The following is a 19,262-nucleotide window of genomic DNA, read 5'->3' as shown; positions in this document are numbered from 1 at the left end:
CTCTGGCGGGCCTCTGCCGAGATCCGGCTCCCCTTGCTCGCCAGCGGGCACGGGTTTCGCTAGGATGTCGGCTATGCGGTACCTCTGCACATAGGGAGTTGCAATGTCGGAAATCAACAAGGAGAAACTGATGTCGGATATCAAAACCGTTCTCGCGGATGCGGAAGACCTGCTGAAGCAAGCAGCAGCCAGCACGGGCGATCGCGCGTCGGAACTTCGCGAAAAGGCGCTGTCGCGCCTCAAGCAGGCGAAGGAAAAGGCCGCCGACGTTCAGGTTGTGGTGGTCGAGAAGGGCAAGAAAGCCGTGCGCGCCACCGACGACTACGTCCACGAGCATCCGTGGACCTCGATCGGCATCGCCGCCGGCGTCGGCGTGCTGATCGGCCTGCTGATCAACCGCAAGTAAGTTCCACCGCGGCGCCCGCGAGCGGCGCCGCGTCCCGCTGCCGGGCCGGCCGGCGTCCTTCGCGCCGGTCGGCTTCGGCCCGCCGCCTCCTGCACGCGCAAGCGCCCCATCCATGACGACAGATACGCCACCGCTCCATTCAGCACACGGTCCGTTGCGCCGCCTGCTCGGGTCCGTATTCGCGCTCCTGCAAACCCGGCTGGAACTCGTCGGGATCGAGCTCGCAGAGGAAAAAGAGCGCCTGATCGGCGTGCTGTTCCTCGGCCTCGGCGCGATGATGCTCGCCACGATGGCCCTGATCAGCATGACCGTGCTGATCGCGATCGCCTTCTGGGACACCTACCGCTGGCAATCGCTGGCCGGCATCACGGCGATCTACGCGATCGGCGCGCTGATCTGCGGGCTCAAGGCCCGCAGCGGCCTTCGCGAGGCGCCGAGCGTCTTCGAGGCCACGCTGCACGAGCTCGAAAAGGACCGCGAACTGTTTCGCGGCAAGCCCTGACCACCTCACGCCCACGCGCCATGAACCCATCCGCCTCGGACGATCCGTTCCGCCAGCCGCGTTCGCGGCGGCGGCTCAGTCCCACGCAGTACCGTGCGTTGCGCAAGGAGTTGCTGATCCTGCGCTCGGACGTCGAACGCCTCGAACTGGCCGAAGCCGGCGCTGAACTGCGCCAGGCCGTGACGCACTTCCGCTGGCTGAAGCTGCTGATGCCCGGCTTTTCGGGCGGCTCGCTGGGCCGCTCCGCGAAGGGCATCAACGCGAGCCTCGGTTCGATCGTCAGCCAATATCCGCTCGTCAGCTCGCTGGCATCGGCCGTGCTCGCCAAGCCGGTGCGCTCGCTGGTCGCCAAAGGCGCCGGCCCCGCCCTGAAATGGGGCTCCGTCGGCTTCGCCGTGTGGGAGGCCTACCAGATCTGGCGCGGCGCCCAGCGCGACAAGACCGCGGCGGAAGCGATCAAGGCCGGCGGTGCCGCCACCGGCGCGCATCGCGTCACGCAAAAAGACAGCGGCACGCCCTGATCCGCCCGGCGCCGGCGTGTCGCGCCGGCGCCCTTTCATCGCATCGTCCAGCACGCCGGCCGCGGTTCTCCCGGGCCGGTTTCATCGCCCGGCATCCGATTGGCTCGCGAACCGTCCGAGCGCAGCAGATAGCTGCCGCAGCGGTCGGCTGCCATCGGCCCCTGCCGCGTTGGCGTTGCGCTCAGCACATAGCCGCCCGATTCCACTGCTTCAACCGTCAGCCGGTAAACCGGCGCGCCCTGCTCCGGAATCGTGCCCAATTCGACCGGCTGCCTGCCCGGTTCGCCGCGTCCGCGCGAGGCAAGATCGTGCGCGGCGCGATAGAGCGCCGTGACGGCCGCGAGCCGATGACCGTGCTCGATCTGCCGCCGGTACGACGGCACCGCGAATGCCGCGATCACGGCGACAACCGCCAGAACGATCGTCATCTCGATCAGCGTGAAGGCCCGCGTATCGTTCGAGCGCGGCCAGCGTGTGCACGGCCGGATCACGAGGCCTCCTCATCGAACGGCGCCGCAACGACATGCCGCCATCGCCTCGCCACCATCGCATCGCCTTCGAAGGCGACCTGCGCCTGCAGCCAGACGCGCGTGGCGCGCTTCGCACCGGTGCCTGCCGCCGTCAACAGATAGGCTTGCCAACGCGGATGCGACGCGAGCGGCCAGCGTTCGATCAGACATGCCGGCGGCATCGCAGCACCGGGCCAATTCGGAAACGGATGCAGCGCCGCCGGGCCGTCGAGCGCGCCGGGTTGCCGCCACCCATCCGGCTCGCCGGCGACGCCCCGCAGGTTCGACGCCAGCATCGGCTGCGCGGCGAAGGCGACACGCCTGGCAAGGCTTCGTTCGCAAGCATCGAGCGCGGCCTCGGCGGCGTGAAACGCGATGCTGCGCGAAGCGTAAGCGCCCACCGCGCGTGCATCCGACATCGACATCTCGAAACCGCCCGCACTGACAACGAGCATCGCGGACAGGATCGCGAGCACGCCCGGCAAGGCCGCGCCCGCCATGCGCTCGGCCCGGCGACGGCGCGCAAGGAGAGAACGGATCCGGCTCATCGCGTCTCGCCTGCGGCGGCCATGCCGTTTCGCAACGACAACCATTGCCGCGCAATCCGGCGGCCCCGGCCATCTCGCACCGCGCGTACCCGGCCATCGCAATCGACATAGCGGCGGGCCCCTGACGCAGCCGCACCGCGCGCCTCGACGCAAATCTCGACAGCCACCACGCTCGCCCACGCCGAACCCGCAATCGCGGCGGCGTCTCGCCATGCCACGTCGTTCCGCATGCGGTAACGCATCCGCAATCTCTCGATGCCGTCGACAAGCGGTTGCGCCACGCCGGGCCGCCCACTGCCCTCGCAATAGAGTTCCGGTTCGCTGCTGCCGCCGCGGTTGCGTACGAAATAGCGATTGACGATCAACGGCCGCGCGGCTGGCGCGCCGACGCCTTGCCCGAGGCAGTCGGTCGCCTGCCCGCTCGCGGTCGGCCAGGTCGACACCGCATCGCCGATATAGCGCGCTTGCAGGCCATCGGAATCGGCGGTGGCAGCCGCGCAGCCGGGCCGCGCCGAATCCCCTGACGGCCGCCCCGACGTACATCCGAACACCGGCACGACCGCCGTGCCGGCAGACGCATCGAGCGGCACGAAGCCGGCCATGCGCACCGATTGTGCGATCAATGCCAGCGCCGTGGACGCCGCATCGCGCGCCCGAATGCCGTCGAGCGACGCGCCGTGCGTGCTACGTTGCGCTCGGTAAAGCGATACGGCTGCGGCCATGACGAAGGCCGCCAGCGCGAGTGCGATCAATGTCTCGATCAGCGTATGCGCCTGCTCGATGTGGGGCCGCTTCATCGCTCGCTCTCGTTCGAGAAGGCGAGCGAGACGCAAGCCTTGCCGCAACCGGCATCGATCGACGCCGGCACCGTGCTTTTCCATCGCACTTCGACTTGCGCGAATGCAGCGCGCGCCATGGTGTCGATTCGCATTTCATGCAAACCTTCCGACGCACGCCCGAGGTCGATCGTCGATTCACTGCCGCTACGCGCAAGCTCCGCCCAGGAGTCGGCCAAGCGCAATGCCCTCATGCGCGCGGCGGCTTCGGACGCCGCCCGCTGCATCGCGAGTTGCGCACCGAGCACGGCAATCGTTGCGCCCGCAAGCAACAGCATTGCGATCGCCACTTCGAGCAAGGCACTCCCGGTCATGCGTTGCGCGCACTTCATTGCGTGGCTCCACAGCGCCCGGCCGTGACGCGCGCGCGGCCGCCAGCCGCAATCTTCAGGCAACGCGCCTGCGCGCTGCCCACCACGCCTTGCCACGCCAGCGGCAGGAATTCGAAACGCCGAAAGCCGCCGATCACCTGCCCTGCCGGCGGCGTAAACACCACGCCACCGGCGGCGCCATCGATGCGAACGCCCGACACGGCCGGCATTCGTCGCAGCGCGGCCCCGTCATGCGCACGTGCATCGGCCAGCACCACGCTCCATCCGCACGACCACGCCCCTCCCGCATCGCACGTCGCGTTGCCCGTTCCGCACACGGGATTCCCGTCGCCACGGCAAAGCGCAACGCGCACGCCGCGCGATACGGCTTCGACGCGTGCGGCGGCCAGCGCCGCCAGCATCGACATCGCGGCGGCTTCCACGCGATCGCGCTGCCGCCAGGCAACGAACGACGGCGACGCATAGGTAGCGACGATCGCGAGCAAGGCGATCGCCACCATCGATTCGACGAGCGTGATGCCCGCCATCCATTTCGTGATCCGCATGTATTGCCTCGCTTCGTCGGAACGATGCGAGGACTGTAGCGGGGCGAGCGCGAGCGCACCATCGGCCGAACGGCCTAATGGCGCAAACCGTCATCGCCGGCAACAATCGTTGCGGCGAGATCGGATCAGGAGAGCGGGAATGAAGCGAAAGGAAAGGAACTCAGCGCTTGCGGGCCGGGCCCGGCTTGGCCGGTGCGGCGCGATGGAATTCCTCGATCACGTCGGCGAATTCGGACACATCCTCGAAACGCCGGTAGACCGATGCGAAGCGCACGTAAGCGATGGTGTCGAGCTCGCGCAACTCGTTCATCACGAGCTCGCCGAGCTTCTCGCTGCGCACTTCCCGCTCGCCGGTGGCGAGCAGTTGATACTCGATGCGGGCGACCGCCGCGTCGATCGCGTCCGCCGCAACCGGCCGCTTGCGCAGCGCCAGTTGCATGCTCGCGACGATCTTGCGGCGATCGAATTCCGTGCGGCTGCCGTCCTTCTTGACGACCGCCGGCAGCGCCAGCTCGACCCGCTCGTACGTCGTGAAACGCTTGTCGCAGGCGGAGCAGCGGCGGCGGCGCCGGATCGCGGCGCCATCCTCGGACACGCGGGAATCGACAACCTGCGTGTCCTCATGCCGGCAGAACGGGCAGCGCATGGGCGATCAGCTGTAGACCGGGAAGCGCTTGGTCAGCTCGCTGACCTGGCCGCGCACGCGTTCCAGCGTGGCTGCGTCTTCCGGGTTGTCGAGCACGTCGGCGATCAGGTTGCCGACGATCTCGGCTTCCTTCGTGCCGAAGCCGCGCGTCGTCATCGCCGGCGAGCCCAGGCGGATGCCCGAGGTCACGAACGGCTTTTCCGGGTCGTTCGGAATCGCGTTCTTGTTCACCGTGATGTGCGCCAGGCCCAGCGCCGCTTCCGCAGCCTTGCCCGTGATCTTTTTGGCTTGCAGATCCACCAGCATCACGTGGCTTTCCGTGCGGCCCGACACGATCCGCAGGCCGCGCTTGACCAGCGTTTCCGCCAGCACGCGCGCGTTGTCCACCACTTGCTGCTGGTACGTCTTGAATTCCGCCGAACCGGCTTCCTTGAACGCCACCGCCTTCGCCGCGATCACGTGCATCAGCGGGCCGCCCTGGATGCCCGGGAAGATCGCCGAGTTGATCTGCTTCTCGAACTCGGCCTTCATCAGGATCACGCCGCCGCGCGGGCCGCGCAGGCTCTTGTGCGTCGTCGTCGTCACGAAATCGGCGTGCGGCACCGGGTTCGGGTACAGGCCAGCCGCGATCAGGCCGGCGTAGTGCGCCATGTCGACCATGAAGTACGCGCCGATGTCCTTCGCCACGCGCGAGATGCGCTCGAAGTCGATCTTCAGCGAGAACGCCGATGCGCCCGCGATGATCAGCTTCGGCTTGGTTTCGTGCGCGCGCTTCTCGAGCGCTTCGTAATCGATGTCTTCGTTCGCGTCGAGGCCGTAGCTCACCACGTTGAACCACTTGCCCGACATGTTCAGCGCCATGCCGTGCGTCAGGTGGCCGCCCTCGGCGAGGCTCAGGCCCATGATCGTGTCGCCCGGCTTCAGCACCGCGAAGAACACGCCCTGGTTCGCCTGCGAACCCGAGTTCGGCTGCACGTTCGCCGCTTCCGCGCCGAACAGCGCCTTCACGCGATCGATCGCCAACTGCTCGACCACGTCGACGTACTCGCAGCCGCCGTAATAGCGCTTGCCCGGGTAGCCTTCCGCGTACTTGTTGGTCAGTTGCGAACCTTGAGCGGCCATCACGGCCGGGCTCGTGTAGTTCTCGGAGGCGATCAGCTCGATGTGATCTTCCTGGCGCTGGTTTTCCTGCTGGATCGCCTGCCAGAGGTCGGGATCGACGTTCGCGATGGTGCTTTGGGCTCTGTCAAACATACGGTTTCCGTCAAGTGTGTACAGGTTGACCGGGGCGGCCGAGTACATTGCGCGATGCTGGCGGCATGGCCAGCCCGGCGCGACGGAAAAATCCGGTTGACGCAAGGCGGACAGCCACCGGCAATGTACGCAACGGCGCACAACGGCTGCCCAGGCGAACGGCAAAAACGAAGCCCTGCGCTTCACGGTGGGATGCTCCACCTTGAACCCGAGGGTTCTATCGCCAGTCACGCAGGGGCTGATGAGCGCCGTAGTTTATTGGATGCCCGATGAATAGGCAACCGGCCGGCCACCCCGCCAAGGCAATGGGGGCACGAACGAAATCCACCCGATTTCCGTGCCTGTCAAGGCTTCCCGAGCGCCTGCCGCAGGCTCAGCCGGCCCCGCCGCCCGTGGGTGTCGCCTTGCCGCAACGCGGCATTCTCAGTAGGCTAACGATCCCCCCTATCGTTTCACTCTACCGACCAGGAGCAGCAATGATCGTGTTCGTCACCGGCGCATCCGCAGGATTCGGCGCCGCCATCGCCCGTGCGTTCGTCAAGGGCGGCCACCGCGTCGTCGCCAGCGCGCGCCGCAAGGACCGTCTCGACGCACTCGCCGCCGAACTGGGCGCCGCCCTGCTGCCCGTCGAGCTCGACGTGCGCGACCGCGCCGCCGTCGAGGCGACGCTGAAGGGCCTGCCCGCGGAGTTCGCCGATGTCGACGTGCTCGTCAACAACGCCGGCCTCGCGCTCGGCACCGAGCCGGCGCAGCGCGCCAGCCTCGACGAATGGCAGACGATGATCGACACCAACTGCTCGGGCCTCGTCACCGTCACGCACGCCATGCTGCCCGGCATGATCGCGCGCGGCCGCGGCCACGTTTTCAATCTCGGCTCGGTGGCCGGCATCTATCCGTACGCAGGCGGCAACGTGTACGGCGCGACCAAGGCATTCGTCCGACAATTCAGCCTGAATCTGCGCACCGACCTGCTCGGCACGCCGTTGCGCGTGACCGACATCGAGCCGGGCCTGTGCGGCGGCACCGAATTCTCGAACGTGCGCTATCGCGGCGACGACGAGAAGGCAGCCAACGTCTATGCGAACGTCCAGCCGCTCACGGCGGAAGACATCGCCGACACGATCTACTGGATCGCGACGCGGCCCGCCCACGTCAACATCAATACGGTCGAAATGATGCCGGTCGCGCAGGCACCGGCCGGCCTTACGGTGCATCGCGGCTAAATTCGCCGCCGGCCTGCTCCGATGCCGCCTCGGCGGGGCCGGGCAGGCTGCTGCGTGCGCAACATTCGGTTACTAAACCCGGCCGAAAGCAGCGAAACGTTCCGGTAGAATGCGCTGCCATGACTGAAGCCGATCGTACGCCCGAAACCGCGTTTGCGTTCCACTGGCCGGTGCGTGTGTATTACGAAGATACCGACGCCGGCGGGATCGTCTTCTACGCCAATTATCTGAAGTATTTCGAGCGCGCCCGCACCGAATGGCTGCGGGCCTGCGGTCTCGATCAGCATCGTCTGGCCGCGGAAACCGGCGCGATGTTCGTGGTGCGCGACACGGCGGTCGATTATCGCGCGCCGGCCCGGCTCGACGACCTGCTGACCATCGTCAGCCGGATCGAGCGCTTCGGGCGGGCCTCGCTGATCTTCGTTCAGGAAGCCTGGCGCGGCGACGCGCTGCTGGTATCGGGGCGCACCGGGATCGGCTGGGTCGATCGCACCTCGATGCGGCCGGTCGGCATTCCGCCCGCCGTTCGCGGTGCACTCGAACGCGGGCCGGCCTCGGCGCTGTCAACGGCCGACGCATGAACACCGTTTAGCTAGAGCCGATGCAACTTGCGACCCTGATTCGGGATCAATAAGGGCAACGAACGGAAACGCAGCAACACAGGGCGTCGGCAGACGGCCTGCCATAACCGTCCGGAAGCCGGACCCGTAATGCGCCAGCCGTGCGACAACGCGGCGCGACGGCCAAGAAGGCATGACAACCACACACCTATGAACTCTGCACAAGACCTGTCGATCGTTTCTCTCGTCCTCAATGCGAGCGTGCTTGCCCAGGCCGTGATGGGGCTGCTGTTGCTGCTGTCGCTGTTCTCCTGGACGATCATCTTCCGCAAGTGGTTCGCGATCCGCCGCGCCCGCGCGCAGACCGAGCGCTTCGAACGCGAATTCTGGTCGGGCGGCGATCTGCAGGCGCTCTATCAGAGTGCAGCCAACAATCGCCATACGATCGGCTCGCTCGAACGCATCTTCGAATCGGGCATGCGCGAATTCCTGAAAGCCAAGGAAAAGCGCATGACCGATCCGTCGCTGATTCTCGACGGTGCCCGCCGCGCGATGCGCGCCTCGTTCCAGCGCGAGCTCGACATGCTCGAAAACAACCTCGCGTTTCTTGCCTCGGTCGGCTCGGTCAGCCCGTACATCGGTCTGTTCGGCACGGTCTGGGGGATCATGAATTCGTTCCGCGGCCTCGCCAACGTGCAGCAGGCCACGCTCGCCAACGTCGCACCGGGCATCGCCGAGGCGCTCGTCGCCACCGCGATCGGCCTGTTCGCCGCGATCCCGGCCGTGGTGGCGTACAACCGTTACGCGCACGACATCGACCGCCTGGCCAGCCGCTTCGAAACGTTCGTCGAAGAATTCTCGAACATCCTGCAGCGCCAGGCGCAATAAGGAGCACGCGATGGCCGGCACTCCCATTCGTTCCAGCATGCGCGGCGGCCGTTCGCGCCGCTCGATGGCCGACATCAACGTCGTTCCGTACATCGACGTGATGCTCGTGCTGCTCGTGATCTTCATGGTCACGGCACCGCTCGTTTCGCCGTCGATCGTCAATCTGCCGACGGTCGGCAACGCCGCCCCGCAGGACCAGACGCCGCCCGTGGTGGTCAACATCCAGGCCGACGGCAAGATGACCGTCCGCTACAAGAGCGAAGCAGGCGCCTCGCAGGAAGATTCGATGACGAAGGCCGAGCTCGACGATTTCATCGCGTCGCGCCAAGCCGATCATCCCGACCAGCCGGTTGTGATCGCAGCCGACAAGACGGTGCAGTACGACAAGGTCATGACCGTCATGTCCGACCTGAAAGCACGCGGCGTGAAGCGCGTGGGCCTCCTCGTCAAATCGAAATGAGTCAGCAAAAACAACGCACTGCCTCGCCGTTGGGCCCGCCGCAAGAGCGCGGCACGGGGCGCGCGTTCCTGCTGGCCGCGTTGATGCACGTGCTGCTGATCGCCCTGCTCTATCACGGCATGCAGTGGCAGAACAGCACGCCGGCCGGCGCCGAAGCCGAACTGTGGACCGAGGTGCCCGATTCGCCAGCGCCGCAACCGGTTCAGCCGGCGCCGCCCGTCAAGGTCGCGCCCGCGCCGCCGCCCGCCAAGGACGACGACGCCGATATCGCACTCCAGCAAAAACGCCGCCAGCAACAGGAAGCCGCCGCCCGCGAGGCCCAGCTCGCCGAGCAGCGCCAGCAGGCGCTGAAAGCCGAGCAGGAAGCCCAGGCCAAGCGCGCCGCCCAACTGGCCGCGCAGCAGCTGGCCCAGCAGCAGGCGGCCGACAAGGCGGAAAAGCTCAAGCAGGCCGAGAAGCTCAAGCAGCAGCAGCTCGCCGACCAGCAGAAGAAACTCGAACAACAGCAGAAGCTCGACCAGCAGCGCAAGCAGGCGCAGGCCGAGGCCGACAAGAAGGCCGAGGCGGAAAAGAAAGCCGAAGCCGAGAAGGCCGCCGCGGCCAAGTCGGAGGCAGCCGCCAAGGCGAAGGCAGAGGCCGCCGCGAAAGCCAAGGCCGACGCCGCGTCGAAGGCCAAGCTCGACAAGGAGCGTCAAGCGCGACTGGCGCAATTGCAAGGCGCGGCAGGCGGTTCGGGCGGCGCCGACGGGCTGGCGAAGAGCGGCACGGGCTCCGGCTCGGGCGGCAACGCCGCGTCGCCGGGTTATGCGGACAAGGTCAAGCGCCGGGTCAAGCCGTTCATCACCTGGGGCGGCCCTCGCGAAGGTCTGGAAACGCGCGTGCAGGTTCGCTGCTCGCCGTCGGGCGATGTGCTCGGCGTGACGGTAACGCGGTCGAGCGGCAATTCGGCCTGGGATGATACGGTCGTGAGCGCGGTGCGTAACGCCTCGCCGCTGCCGCCCGATACTAACGGAAGCACCCCGGGCAACATTGCAATTACCTTCCGGGCAGCCGGCGACGCGAATTAGGCATTACACTCGCGCGCAAGCGGCTCGGAACGAATCGACTATTGTCGAGTCTCTGCGCATGCGCAGCTACATACGGGAATCGGTAAGCATGAGTTTGATGACGAAGCTGGGTTTCAGGGCACTCGTGGCCTCGTGTCTGATCGCGGCGGGCAGCACCGCGAACGCGCAGGTCAACGTTCTCATCACGGGCGTCGGATCGACCCAGATTCCGATCGCCACCGCGAACTTCGTCAACGAGGCGGGCCTGCCGCAATCGGTGACGTCCGTGGTGCGCTCGGATCTGGCCCGCACCGGCAAGTTCTCGAACATCGACGCGGGCAGCACGCCGGTGCCGGAAACGGCGCCGGTGGACTACGCGGCGTGGAAAGGCAAGGGCGCGAACGCGTTCGTCGCCGGCACCGTGGATCGCGAAGGCGGCCAGGTGAAGGTCAACTTCATGCTGTTCGACACGAACAAGCAGCAAAGCCTCGGCGGCCTGTCGCTGACGGCGTCGGGCGATGCCGAAAGCATGCGCAAGACGGGCCACAAGATCGCCGACTTCATCTATCAGAAGCTGCTCGGCGTGCGCGGCGTGTTCAACACGCGGCTGTCGTACGTGACGCGCTCGGGCGGCAAGTACCGCCTGCTGATCTCCGATTCCGACGGCGAAAACGCGGTGCCGGCGCTGACCAGTTCCGAGCCGATCATCTCGCCGGCGTGGTCGCCGAGCGGAACGAAGGTTGCTTACGTGTCGTTCGAGCTGCGCAAGCCGGTGGTGTATATCCACGACCTGCCGACCGGCCGCCGCTACGTGATTTCGAACCAGAAGGGCAACAACAGCGCGCCGGCCTGGGCGCCGGACGGCCAGACGCTGGCGGTCGCGCTGTCGTTGTCGGGCAACACGCAAATCTACTCGGTCAGCGCGACGGGCACGGGCCTGCGCCGGCTCACCCAAAGCAGCTCGATCGATACCGAACCCTTTTATTCTCCTGATGGCCGGTGGATCTACTTCACCAGCGATCGCGGCGGTGCGCCGCAAATCTACCGGATGCCCGCCCAGGGCGAAAGCGCCGGTAGCGCGCAACGCGTGACGTTCACGGGCAACTACAACACCAGCCCGCGCGTCAGCCCCGACGGCAAGCTCCTCGCGTACATCTCGCGTACCGGTGGCGGCTTCAAGCTGTATGTCCAGGATCTGCAAACCGGCGCCGCCAACGCGGTCACCAATACGACGCATGACGAATCGCCGAGTTTCGCGGCAAACGGTCAGTACGTGCTGTACGCGACCCAAGCCAATGGCCGCAGCGTGCTGGCCGCCGTGCCTTCCGACGGCAGCTCGCCGCCGCAGATTCTGCCCGTCCAGGGCGGCTCGTTCCGCGAGCCGTCGTGGGGGCCGTTCATGCAATGACCAACAGGAGATTCACCATGAAGACCAATAAAGCTCGCCTCGCACTCGCCGTCATGATGTTCGCCGCGCTCGCCGCCTGTAAGTCGGGCGTCAAGCTCGACGACAAGGCGAACCAGCAAGGCAACGCGCTGCAAACGCAACCGAACCCGAACGACGTCGCGCAAGTGAACGTCGATCCGCTGAACGATCCGAACAGCCCGCTGGCCAAGCGCAGCGTGTACTTCGACTTCGACAGCTACTCGGTGTCGGATCAGTACCAAGGCCTGCTGGCTCAGCACGCTCAGTACCTGAAGAGCCGTCCGGCGCGTCACATCCTGATCCAGGGCAACACCGACGAACGCGGCACCAGCGAGTACAACCTCGCGCTGGGCCAGAAGCGTGCCGAAGCTGTCCGCCGCGGCCTGTCGCTGCTGGGCGTGCCGGATTCGCAAATGGAATCGGTGAGCCTGGGCAAGGAAAAGCCGCAAGCGACCGGTCACGACGAAGCTTCGTGGGCGCAAAACCGTCGCGCCGACATCGTCTACCAACAGTAAGTTAAAGGACGAACCGCCGTATGACGCACCGCTTCCCCTGGCTGCGCGCAGCCGCCGCGGCCTGCGTCGCGGGTGTCGCGCTTGGCGCGGCGCCCGCGCACGCGGGCATGTTCGACGACGACGAAGCCCGTCGCGCCGTGCTCGACCTGCGTAGCCGCACCGACAACCTGACCAATCAGGTGTCGGCCGCGCAACGCACGATCCTCGATCAATCCGCCCGTATCGACCAGCTCAACCAGCAGGTTGCGACGCTGCGCGGCCAGAACGAGGATCTGACCAACCGCCTGACGACGCTCGAGCGTCAACAGCGCGACGCCTACACCGATCTCGACACGCGTCTCAAGAAGTTCGAGCCGCAGCAGACCACGGTGGACGGCGTCGAAGGGACGGTCCAGCCCGGGGAAACGGACGCGTTCAACGCGGCGTCCCAGCAGTTCCGCGGCGGCGACTTCAAGGGCGCGGCCGCTTCGTTCCGCGCCTTCATCTCGAAGTATCCGCAAAGCCCGTATCAACCGGTCGCGCAGTACTGGCTCGGCAACGCGCAATACGCGCTGCGCGACTACAAGGGCTCGACGGCGACCTGGCAGGCGCTCGTGAAGGCCTTCCCGCAGCATCCTCGCGCCGGCGACGCCCTCGTGGCGATCGGCACGAACCAGCTCGAACAAGGCCAGAAAGCGGCCGCGAAGAAAACCTTCGAGCAGGTGGTGTCGCAGTTCCAGGGCTCGAGCGCGGCATCCGCGGCGCAGGCGAAGATCGATTCGATCAAGTAACAGGCGGCGGAATTGCGCCGTTGAGGGCCAAGTGCTTGACAGGCTCGAAAATCGGCGGCTATAATCTCGCCTCTTTGGGTCGTTAGCTCAGCTGGTAGAGCAGCGGACTTTTAATCCGTTGGTCACAGGTTCGAATCCCGTACGGCCTACCAAAGCATCAAACAAAAAGCCCGGTCGAAAGACCGGGCTTTTTGCTTTGCGGCGCGGGCGAGCCGATTTGCAGAAACCCAAGCTCAATAGGTTTCAGCCGCCTCTTCACTGCCGTCCTCGCGCCAATACCGCCAGCGGCCATGTTTCTCGCCGCCAAGATAAGCGCCCTCGGCCGCGGGCTTCCCGGATTCGTGAAAATCCCGCCACACGCCCTCTTCCTTGCCCTGCACGTAGTCGCCCTCGGACGCAATCGTGCCGTTCTCGTGATACGCGACGAACAAGCCGTGCCGAATCCAGCGCGTTCCGTCGGGGGACAGCATTCTCGTGTAGCGAAATTTGATGCCCCCGGATTCGTAGGCAATCTCGGCAATATTCAGGTTGGCTTCGTTGGACATGATTTCCAGTCAGAATGAACGACAATCCGAATCGGCAGGCAATACCGGCGCCGTTTCCGCACGCCGTGTATTGGCCGTCTCTCAGGCTTTGAACCGCAATAATTTTTCCAAGAAAATACCACAAGCGGACGGCAATTCATCCATGCCGACAGCAACCCGCCGGCGCCGAATACCTTGCGTTTCAACGCCATAACCGGTAGGATGCCCGCCGATCCGGATTGGACATGTTTCGGGCCGTGCGTGCGTGTGATCCGTCGGCCCCAGGTTCGAATCCCGGTTGGCATACGCCCGCATCGAACAGCAAGCCCGGTCGAAAGCCGGGCTTTTTGCTTGATGGCGCGTCCGGTGCAAACCCGGCGCGGCATCGAACCGGGATGCTATCCTGCCCGACTGAAACCATGCATGCGGCCCGCACGGCGAGGCGTTCGAATCGACGCACCCGCCAGGCCCCGACTCCACCCGACCTGCCTCGATCCGCCTGCCGCGTACCGGCAAGGACGAGCGAGCGGGCCGAGATCCGGCATGCTCGCGAGGCCCCCGCCCGCCTGTCTCAACACCGCCACGACGCCGTGGCCACAGTATTCGAGTCCCCATGTTACGGCTAAGCGAAATCAAACTCCCCCTCGACCATGCCGAGAGCGATCTCGAAGCGGCGATCCGCGCGCGCCTGGACGAGCTCGGCGTGGGCGCCGAGGCGCTGCTGCGCTTCAACGTGTTTCGCCGCGCGCACGACGCCCGCAAGCGCTCGGACATCAAGCTCACGTACATCGTCGACCTCGAGGTCGAGAACGAAGCCGCGGCGCTCAGGCAGATTGCCGGCAAGCCGCACTGCGGCCCGACGCCCGACATGGCCTACCGCTTCGTCGCGAAGGCGCCCGAGCACGGCACGGCGCTGCGCCCGGTCGTGATCGGCATGGGGCCGTGCGGCCTGTTCGCCGGGCTGATCCTGGCGCAGATGGGCTTCCGTCCGATCATCCTCGAGCGCGGCAAGGCCGTGCGCGAACGCACCAAGGACACCTTCGGACTGTGGCGCAAGAGCGTGCTCAATCCGGAATCGAACGTGCAGTTCGGCGAAGGCGGCGCCGGCACGTTCTCCGACGGCAAGCTGTACAGCCAGATCAAGGATCCGAACCACTACGGCCGCAAGGTGCTCGAGGAGTTCGTCAAGGCAGGCGCGCCGGAGGACATCCTCTACCTGAGCCGCCCGCACATCGGCACGTTCCGCCTCGTCAGCATGGTGGAGAAGATGCGCGCGACGATCCACGAGCTCGGCGGCGAAGTGCGCTTCGAGACGCGCGTGGACGACATCGAGATCGATCAGGGCAAGGTGCGCGCGCTCAAGCTGTCGAACGGCGAAACGCTGCGCTGCGACCACGTGGTGCTGGCCGTGGGCCACAGCGCGCGCGACACGTTCCAGATGCTGAACGACCGCGGCGTATACATCGAGGCGAAGCCGTTCTCGCTCGGCTTCCGCATCGAGCATCCGCAAGGGCTGATCGACCGCAGCCGCTTCGGCAAGTTCGCCGGCAACAAGCTGCTCGGCGCGGCCGACTACAAGGTGGTGCACCACGCCAACAACGGCCGCGCGGTGTACAGCTTCTGCATGTGCCCGGGCGGCACGGTGGTGGCGGCCACGTCCGAGCCGGGCCGCGTGGTCACGAACGGCATGAGCCAGTATTCGCGCGCCGAGCGCAACGCGAACGCGGGCATCGTGGTGGGCATCACGCCGGAGGATTACCCGGGCGGCCCGATGGCCGGCATCGCGTTCCAGCGCAAATGGGAAGAGCGCGCGTTCGAACTGGGCGGCGGCGATTACCGCGCGCCGGGCCAACTGGTGGGCGATTTCATCGCCGGCCGGCCGTCGACCTCGCTCGGCTCGGTGGTGCCGTCGTACAAACCGGGCGTGAACCCGACCGACCTCAGCACCGCCCTGCCCGACTACGTGATCGAGGCGATCCGCGAGGCGCTGCCGCAGATCGACAAGAAGATCTCGGGCTTCGCGATGCACGACGCGGTGCTCACGGGCGTGGAAACGCGCACGTCGTCGCCGATCCGCGTGCGTCGCAAGGATAACTATCAAAGCATGAACGTCGAGGGCCTGTACCCGGCCGGCGAAGGCGCGGGCTATGCGGGCGGCATCTACTCGGCCGCGATCGACGGCATCGAAGTGGCGCAGGCGGTGGCGCTCGACATGACGAAATAAGCGGGCCACCCCGGCACGCTGCGTCGAACCCGAGAAAGCCCGGTCTCCCGACCGGGCTTTTTGCGTTTACTTCTCCACCACGCCCAGCAAGGTCTGCTTGCCGCCGACGTAGCGGTACAGCGAGATCACGCCGTGCTTCAGATCGCCGTTCGCGTCGAACTCGGTCAACCCGAGCACGCCCTGGTAATGCGTGGCCGGCATCGCGGCCAGGATCTTCGCCGGCTCGGTCGATTGCGCGCGCTTCATGGCGTCGACGACGATGCCCACGGCGTCGTAGGCGAACGGCGAGTTCAGCACCGGCGCATAGCCGAAGCGCGTCTTGTAGCGCTCGACGAACGCGGGGCCGCCGGCCATCTTCAGCAGCGGCGCGCCGGCGATCGAGCAAACCACGTCGTCGGCCGCCTCGCCGGCCAGCTTCGCGAGGTCGTCGGCGCACAGGCCATCGCCGGCCAGCACCTTGATCGTCATGCCGAGCGCGCGCGCCTGCTTGACGAACGGGCCGCCGGTGCCGTCGAGGCCGCCGTACATGATCGCGTCGGGCTTCTCGCCCTTGATCTTGGTGAGGATCGCGCGGAAATCGACGGCCTTGTCGGTGCTCGCATCGTGCGACAGCACGGCGATGCCGTCGGCCTTCGCGCGCTTCTCGAACTCGACGGCCAGCCCCTGCCCGTAGGCGGTGGAATCGTCGACGATCGCCACCGATTTCACGTGCAGCGTGCGCGCCGCGTAGTCGGCCAGCGTCGGGCCCTGCTGGGCGTCGGTCGCCACCACCCGGTAGGCGGTCTTGAAGCCCTGCTGCGTGTAGGCGGGATTGGTGGCCGACGGCGACACCTGCACGATGCCAGCGTCGTGATAGATCTTCGAGGCCGGGATCGTCGAGCCGGACTGCATGTGGCCCACCACGGCCACCACCTTGTCGTCGACCAGCTTCTGCGCCACCTGGGTGGCCTGGCGCGGATCGCCGGCGTCGTCCTGGGCATCGAACGCGAGCGTCACCTTGCGCCCGCCGATCACGAGCCCGGCCCGGTTGATCTCCTCGATCGCGAGCCGCGCGCCGTTCTCGGTGTCCTTGCCGAGATACGAGGCCGGCCCGGTCACGGGCGCCGCCTCGCCGATCTTGACGGCGTCGTCTGCGTGAGCGGCCGTCGCCGCGAAGGCGCACGCCACGCCCGCCGCGGTCGCGGCTGCCGCAAGCTTGCCGGCCGCGCGCACGCGGCGTCCCGTTACGCTGTTGTTGTTCATGCTTCACCCGCCTGATGTGATGACTATGGACCGGCGCAGGCACTGGAAGCCCGCCGCCGGGGCAGACGCGGCCGGCCTCGCGCGCCGGGCGGCTTTCGTCTGACCTGGAAATCCCGTGCACCGGAAGCGGTGCGCGGTGCTGCGTCGACGGGATCGACTGTAGGCAGCCACAAAGCGGCGGCATTGAATCGTTCTGCCCGGAAATAGAACAAATGCGTCAGGCGCGGGGCGCCGGCCCGCGCGCGGCATACAATCGGCGCAGGCAGCCTTCGCCGCCACGCCCAGCCCCACGCCACGCCGCCGAGTTCGCGCATGCCCCACGCCGACGCCGCCTTGCCTCCACCCCCACCCTCTCCGGAAAGCCCGTCGAGCGCGCCGCTCGTCGATGCGCTCGACGCGCGCGCCGCCACCGGCGACACGCGGCCGAGCCGCTCGGCCGGCGCGGAACTGAGCGTGGCGATCGTGCTGTGGCCGAAATTCCCGCTGCTGTCGCTGGCCGGGCTGTGCGACGCGCTGCGTCACGCGGCCGATCGCGGCGACCAGAGCCGCCAGTTGCGCTGCCTCTGGACCATCGTCGGCGTCGAGGGCGAGACGATCGAATCGAGCTGCGGCATTCCGGTGCCGGTGCAAACGCCGTTTCCCGATCCGTCGCGCTTCGACTACGTGGCGGTGATCGGCGGGCTGCTGCCGCACCTCGATCAAACCGACCCGCGCTACCGCGACTACCTGCTGCGCGCGGCCGAGGCCGGCACGCCGCTGATCGGCCTCTGCACGGGCAGCTTCGTGCTGGCGCGCGCGGGCCTCATGAACGACCGCGTGGCCTGCATCCACAGCTTCCATGTGGACGACTACCGCCGCCTGTTCCCGTCGCTGCGGCTCGTCACGCACGCCGATTACCTGATCGACGGCGACCGCGTCACGTGCGCCGGCGGCATCTCGATCGTCGAACTGGCCGCGCGGCTGATCACGCTGCATTGCGGGCCGGATCGCGCCTCGAAGGTGATCCACCAGATGACGGTCAGCCGGCGGAGCGGCGCGTCGTTCGTCGAGCGGCGCGCGGCGCTCGGCTATCTGTCGGTGGACGACGCGACGGTGCGCCACGCGGTGCTGCTGATGGAGGAAAACCTCGAAGCGCCGCTGACGATCGCCGTGATCGCGCGTATGACGGGCAGCAGCGTGCGCCATCTCGAACGCGCGTTCGCGGCCGAGATGCGCTGCTCGCCGAACGAGTTCTACCGTCGCATGCGGCTGCGCTACGCGCGCTGGATGCTGGTCAACACGACGCGGCGCATCACCGACATCGCCTACGAATGCGGCTTCTCCGATTCGGCGCATTTCATCCGCGTGTTCCGCGAGGCCTACGGCGTGACGCCGGGCAAGCTGCGCGGCGCGCGCAAGGCCGGCGCGGGCGGCGAACGCACCGAGGCCGATCACGCAGATCCGCCCGCGCCGGCCTGACGCAATTCTTCTATTTTCGGGCAGCGTCATGCAATGCGCGCCGCGCCGCGCGCCCTACAGTGTTCCGAATCGGTTGCGATTCAACCTGGAAGCCTGGAGAACGGCATGCATATCCTGATCGTCGGCGCGGGCGTCGTCGGCCTGTCGAGCGCGTACTACCTGCAGCGGGCCGGACATACGGTCACCGTGATCGACCGTCGCGACGAGGTCGCCAGCGAGACGAGCGCCGCCAACGGCGGTCAACTGTCCTACAGCTACGTCGCGCCGCTGGCCGGCCCCGGCGTGATCGCGAAGCTGCCCGGCTGGCTCGCGCGCCGCGACGCGCCGGTGCGCTTCCAACCATCGCTGAACCCCGACCAATGGCGCTGGTGCTTCTCGTTCCTGGCGGCCTGCACGCGCTCGCGCAGCGCGCTGACGACGCAGCACCTGCTGTCGCTGTCGTTCCTGAGCCGCACGCTGATGCACGAGCTGATCGCGGCCGAGCCGTCGCTCGATTTCGATTTCGTGCGCTCGGGCAAGCTCGTGCTGCATCGCGATCCGGCCGCGATGCGGCAGGCGGTCGGGCAGCTCGAACTGCAGCGGGCGCTCGGTTGCGAGCAGGATGCGCTCGACATCGACGCATGCATCGCGCTCGAACCGTCGCTCGCGCGCGTTCGCGACACGTTCGCGGGCGGCATCCACACGCCGAGCGAGGACACCGCCGATTGCCGGCGCTTCTGCCTCGGGCTCGCGGCGCTGCTGCGCGAGCGCGGCGCCGCGATCGAAACCGGCACGCCACTCGACGGCCTGCGCGCCGGCCGCGACGGGCGCGTCGCGGCTTTGCGCGA

General features: G+C 67.1%; 23 protein-coding genes, 1 tRNA gene and 1 riboswitch. Of the genes, 15 read left to right on the top strand and 9 right to left on the bottom strand.

Annotated elements, in window-relative coordinates; translation table 11 throughout:
• Positions 1-103 precede the first annotated feature (103 nt).
• The 3 genes from G3N92_RS10810 to G3N92_RS10800 all read left to right on the top strand — a co-directional run bounded on the left by G3N92_RS10810 (position 104) and on the right by G3N92_RS10800 (position 1,429).
• A complete protein-coding gene (locus G3N92_RS10810; RefSeq protein ID WP_206127459.1) occupies positions 104-406 on the top strand; it encodes a YqjD family protein in 303 nt (100 codons plus the stop codon).
• A gap of 112 nt (positions 407-518) precedes the next feature.
• Positions 519-908, top strand: a complete 390-nt coding sequence (locus tag G3N92_RS10805) for a phage holin family protein (protein WP_206127458.1) — start codon at positions 519-521, stop codon at positions 906-908.
• A 20-nt stretch (positions 909-928) separates the two neighbouring features.
• Positions 929-1,429, top strand: a complete 501-nt coding sequence (locus G3N92_RS10800) for a DUF3318 domain-containing protein (RefSeq protein ID WP_206127457.1) — start codon at positions 929-931, stop codon at positions 1,427-1,429.
• 35 nt (positions 1,430-1,464) lie between these two features.
• Here the strand turns inward: G3N92_RS10800 and G3N92_RS10795 are convergent, their stop codons facing one another.
• The 7 genes from G3N92_RS10795 to glyA all read right to left on the bottom strand — a co-directional run bounded on the left by G3N92_RS10795 (position 1,465) and on the right by glyA (position 6,099).
• A complete protein-coding gene (locus G3N92_RS10795; protein ID WP_339385884.1) occupies positions 1,465-1,920 on the bottom strand; it encodes a type IV pilin protein in 456 nt (151 codons plus the stop codon).
• Complete coding sequence (locus tag G3N92_RS10790) at positions 1,917-2,486, bottom strand: hypothetical protein (protein ID WP_241014718.1); 570 nt, start codon at positions 2,484-2,486, stop codon at positions 1,917-1,919. The genes G3N92_RS10795 and G3N92_RS10790 overlap by 4 nt, the downstream gene beginning before the upstream one ends.
• Positions 2,483-3,283 carry a PilW family protein gene (locus G3N92_RS10785; RefSeq protein ID WP_206127455.1) on the bottom strand — a complete coding sequence of 267 codons (801 nt, stop codon included), beginning with the start codon at positions 3,281-3,283 and terminating at the stop codon, positions 2,483-2,485. Before G3N92_RS10785 ends, G3N92_RS10790 begins: the two co-directional genes overlap by 4 nt.
• The gene (locus G3N92_RS10780) at positions 3,280-3,654 is read right to left on the bottom strand and encodes a hypothetical protein (RefSeq protein WP_206127454.1); all 375 of its coding nucleotides are present in this window, start codon (positions 3,652-3,654) and stop codon (positions 3,280-3,282) included. The genes G3N92_RS10785 and G3N92_RS10780 overlap by 4 nt, the downstream gene beginning before the upstream one ends.
• Positions 3,651-4,199, bottom strand: a complete 549-nt coding sequence (locus G3N92_RS10775; RefSeq protein ID WP_241014717.1) for a GspH/FimT family pseudopilin — start codon at positions 4,197-4,199, stop codon at positions 3,651-3,653. The genes G3N92_RS10780 and G3N92_RS10775 overlap by 4 nt, the downstream gene beginning before the upstream one ends.
• 160 nt (positions 4,200-4,359) lie before the next feature.
• Positions 4,360-4,845: a transcriptional regulator NrdR gene (gene nrdR, locus G3N92_RS10770; protein ID WP_206127453.1), complete on the bottom strand. Its 486-nt coding sequence runs from the start codon at positions 4,843-4,845 to the stop codon at positions 4,360-4,362.
• Between the two features lie 6 nt (positions 4,846-4,851).
• The gene (glyA, locus tag G3N92_RS10765; RefSeq protein WP_206127452.1) at positions 4,852-6,099 is read right to left on the bottom strand and encodes a serine hydroxymethyltransferase; all 1,248 of its coding nucleotides are present in this window, start codon (positions 6,097-6,099) and stop codon (positions 4,852-4,854) included.
• Between the two features lie 141 nt (positions 6,100-6,240).
• Positions 6,241-6,340, bottom strand: a riboswitch (ZMP/ZTP riboswitch).
• Between the two features lie 235 nt (positions 6,341-6,575).
• Between glyA and G3N92_RS10760 the strand changes: the two genes are divergently transcribed.
• The 9 genes from G3N92_RS10760 to G3N92_RS10720 all read left to right on the top strand — a co-directional run bounded on the left by G3N92_RS10760 (position 6,576) and on the right by G3N92_RS10720 (position 13,139).
• Complete coding sequence (locus tag G3N92_RS10760; protein ID WP_206127451.1) at positions 6,576-7,322, top strand: SDR family oxidoreductase; 747 nt, start codon at positions 6,576-6,578, stop codon at positions 7,320-7,322.
• A gap of 119 nt (positions 7,323-7,441) precedes the next feature.
• The gene (gene ybgC, locus G3N92_RS10755) at positions 7,442-7,903 is read left to right on the top strand and encodes a tol-pal system-associated acyl-CoA thioesterase (RefSeq protein ID WP_206127450.1); all 462 of its coding nucleotides are present in this window, start codon (positions 7,442-7,444) and stop codon (positions 7,901-7,903) included.
• A gap of 189 nt (positions 7,904-8,092) precedes the next feature.
• Positions 8,093-8,770 (top strand): protein TolQ, encoded by a 678-nt coding sequence (tolQ, locus tag G3N92_RS10750; RefSeq protein WP_206127449.1) that lies wholly within the window; start codon positions 8,093-8,095, stop codon positions 8,768-8,770.
• 10 nt (positions 8,771-8,780) lie between these two features.
• Positions 8,781-9,230, top strand: a complete 450-nt coding sequence (tolR, locus tag G3N92_RS10745) for a protein TolR (RefSeq protein ID WP_206127448.1) — start codon at positions 8,781-8,783, stop codon at positions 9,228-9,230.
• Positions 9,227-10,297 carry a cell envelope integrity protein TolA gene (tolA, locus tag G3N92_RS10740; protein ID WP_206127447.1) on the top strand — a complete coding sequence of 357 codons (1,071 nt, stop codon included), beginning with the start codon at positions 9,227-9,229 and terminating at the stop codon, positions 10,295-10,297. The genes tolR and tolA overlap by 4 nt, the downstream gene beginning before the upstream one ends.
• Positions 10,298-10,385: 88 nt before the next feature.
• The gene (tolB, locus tag G3N92_RS10735) at positions 10,386-11,684 is read left to right on the top strand and encodes a Tol-Pal system beta propeller repeat protein TolB (RefSeq protein ID WP_206127446.1); all 1,299 of its coding nucleotides are present in this window, start codon (positions 10,386-10,388) and stop codon (positions 11,682-11,684) included.
• A gap of 17 nt (positions 11,685-11,701) precedes the next feature.
• Positions 11,702-12,217, top strand: a complete 516-nt coding sequence (gene pal, locus G3N92_RS10730) for a peptidoglycan-associated lipoprotein Pal (protein ID WP_206127445.1) — start codon at positions 11,702-11,704, stop codon at positions 12,215-12,217.
• A 20-nt stretch (positions 12,218-12,237) separates the two neighbouring features.
• Positions 12,238-12,987 carry a tol-pal system protein YbgF gene (gene ybgF / locus G3N92_RS10725; protein ID WP_206127444.1) on the top strand — a complete coding sequence of 250 codons (750 nt, stop codon included), beginning with the start codon at positions 12,238-12,240 and terminating at the stop codon, positions 12,985-12,987.
• A 76-nt stretch (positions 12,988-13,063) separates the two neighbouring features.
• Positions 13,064-13,139 (top strand) — tRNA-Lys (locus tag G3N92_RS10720).
• Positions 13,140-13,220: 81 nt separating this feature from the next.
• On the opposite strand, the gene G3N92_RS10715 is transcribed toward G3N92_RS10720, so the two are convergent.
• Positions 13,221-13,532, bottom strand: coding sequence for a hypothetical protein (locus G3N92_RS10715; RefSeq protein ID WP_206127443.1), 312 nt, complete (start codon positions 13,530-13,532; stop codon positions 13,221-13,223).
• 592 nt (positions 13,533-14,124) lie between these two features.
• On the opposite strand from G3N92_RS10715, the gene G3N92_RS10710 reads away from it, so the two are divergent.
• On the top strand, positions 14,125-15,735 hold the full coding sequence (locus tag G3N92_RS10710) for an NAD(P)/FAD-dependent oxidoreductase (RefSeq protein WP_206127442.1): 1,611 nt from the start codon (positions 14,125-14,127) through the stop codon (positions 15,733-15,735).
• A 66-nt stretch (positions 15,736-15,801) separates the two neighbouring features.
• Here G3N92_RS10710 and G3N92_RS10705 read toward each other — a convergent pair whose 3' ends face one another.
• Positions 15,802-16,977 carry a branched-chain amino acid ABC transporter substrate-binding protein gene (locus G3N92_RS10705; protein ID WP_206127441.1) on the bottom strand — a complete coding sequence of 392 codons (1,176 nt, stop codon included), beginning with the start codon at positions 16,975-16,977 and terminating at the stop codon, positions 15,802-15,804.
• Between the two features lie 312 nt (positions 16,978-17,289).
• Here G3N92_RS10705 and G3N92_RS10700 point away from each other — a divergent pair, with 312 nt between their 5' ends.
• Both G3N92_RS10700 and G3N92_RS10695 read left to right on the top strand, forming a co-directional pair.
• Positions 17,290-18,435 carry a GlxA family transcriptional regulator gene (locus G3N92_RS10700; protein WP_206127440.1) on the top strand — a complete coding sequence of 382 codons (1,146 nt, stop codon included), beginning with the start codon at positions 17,290-17,292 and terminating at the stop codon, positions 18,433-18,435.
• A 105-nt stretch (positions 18,436-18,540) separates the two neighbouring features.
• The coding region (locus tag G3N92_RS10695) for an FAD-dependent oxidoreductase (protein ID WP_241014716.1) at positions 18,541-19,262 on the top strand (722 nt) is incomplete at its 3' end.

The organism is Burkholderia sp. Ac-20379, from assembly GCF_017104645.1.
Taxonomy (GTDB): domain Bacteria; phylum Pseudomonadota; class Gammaproteobacteria; order Burkholderiales; family Burkholderiaceae; genus Burkholderia.
Note: the sequence above shows the minus strand (reverse complement) of the source record. Positions and strands in the feature narration are given on the sequence as shown.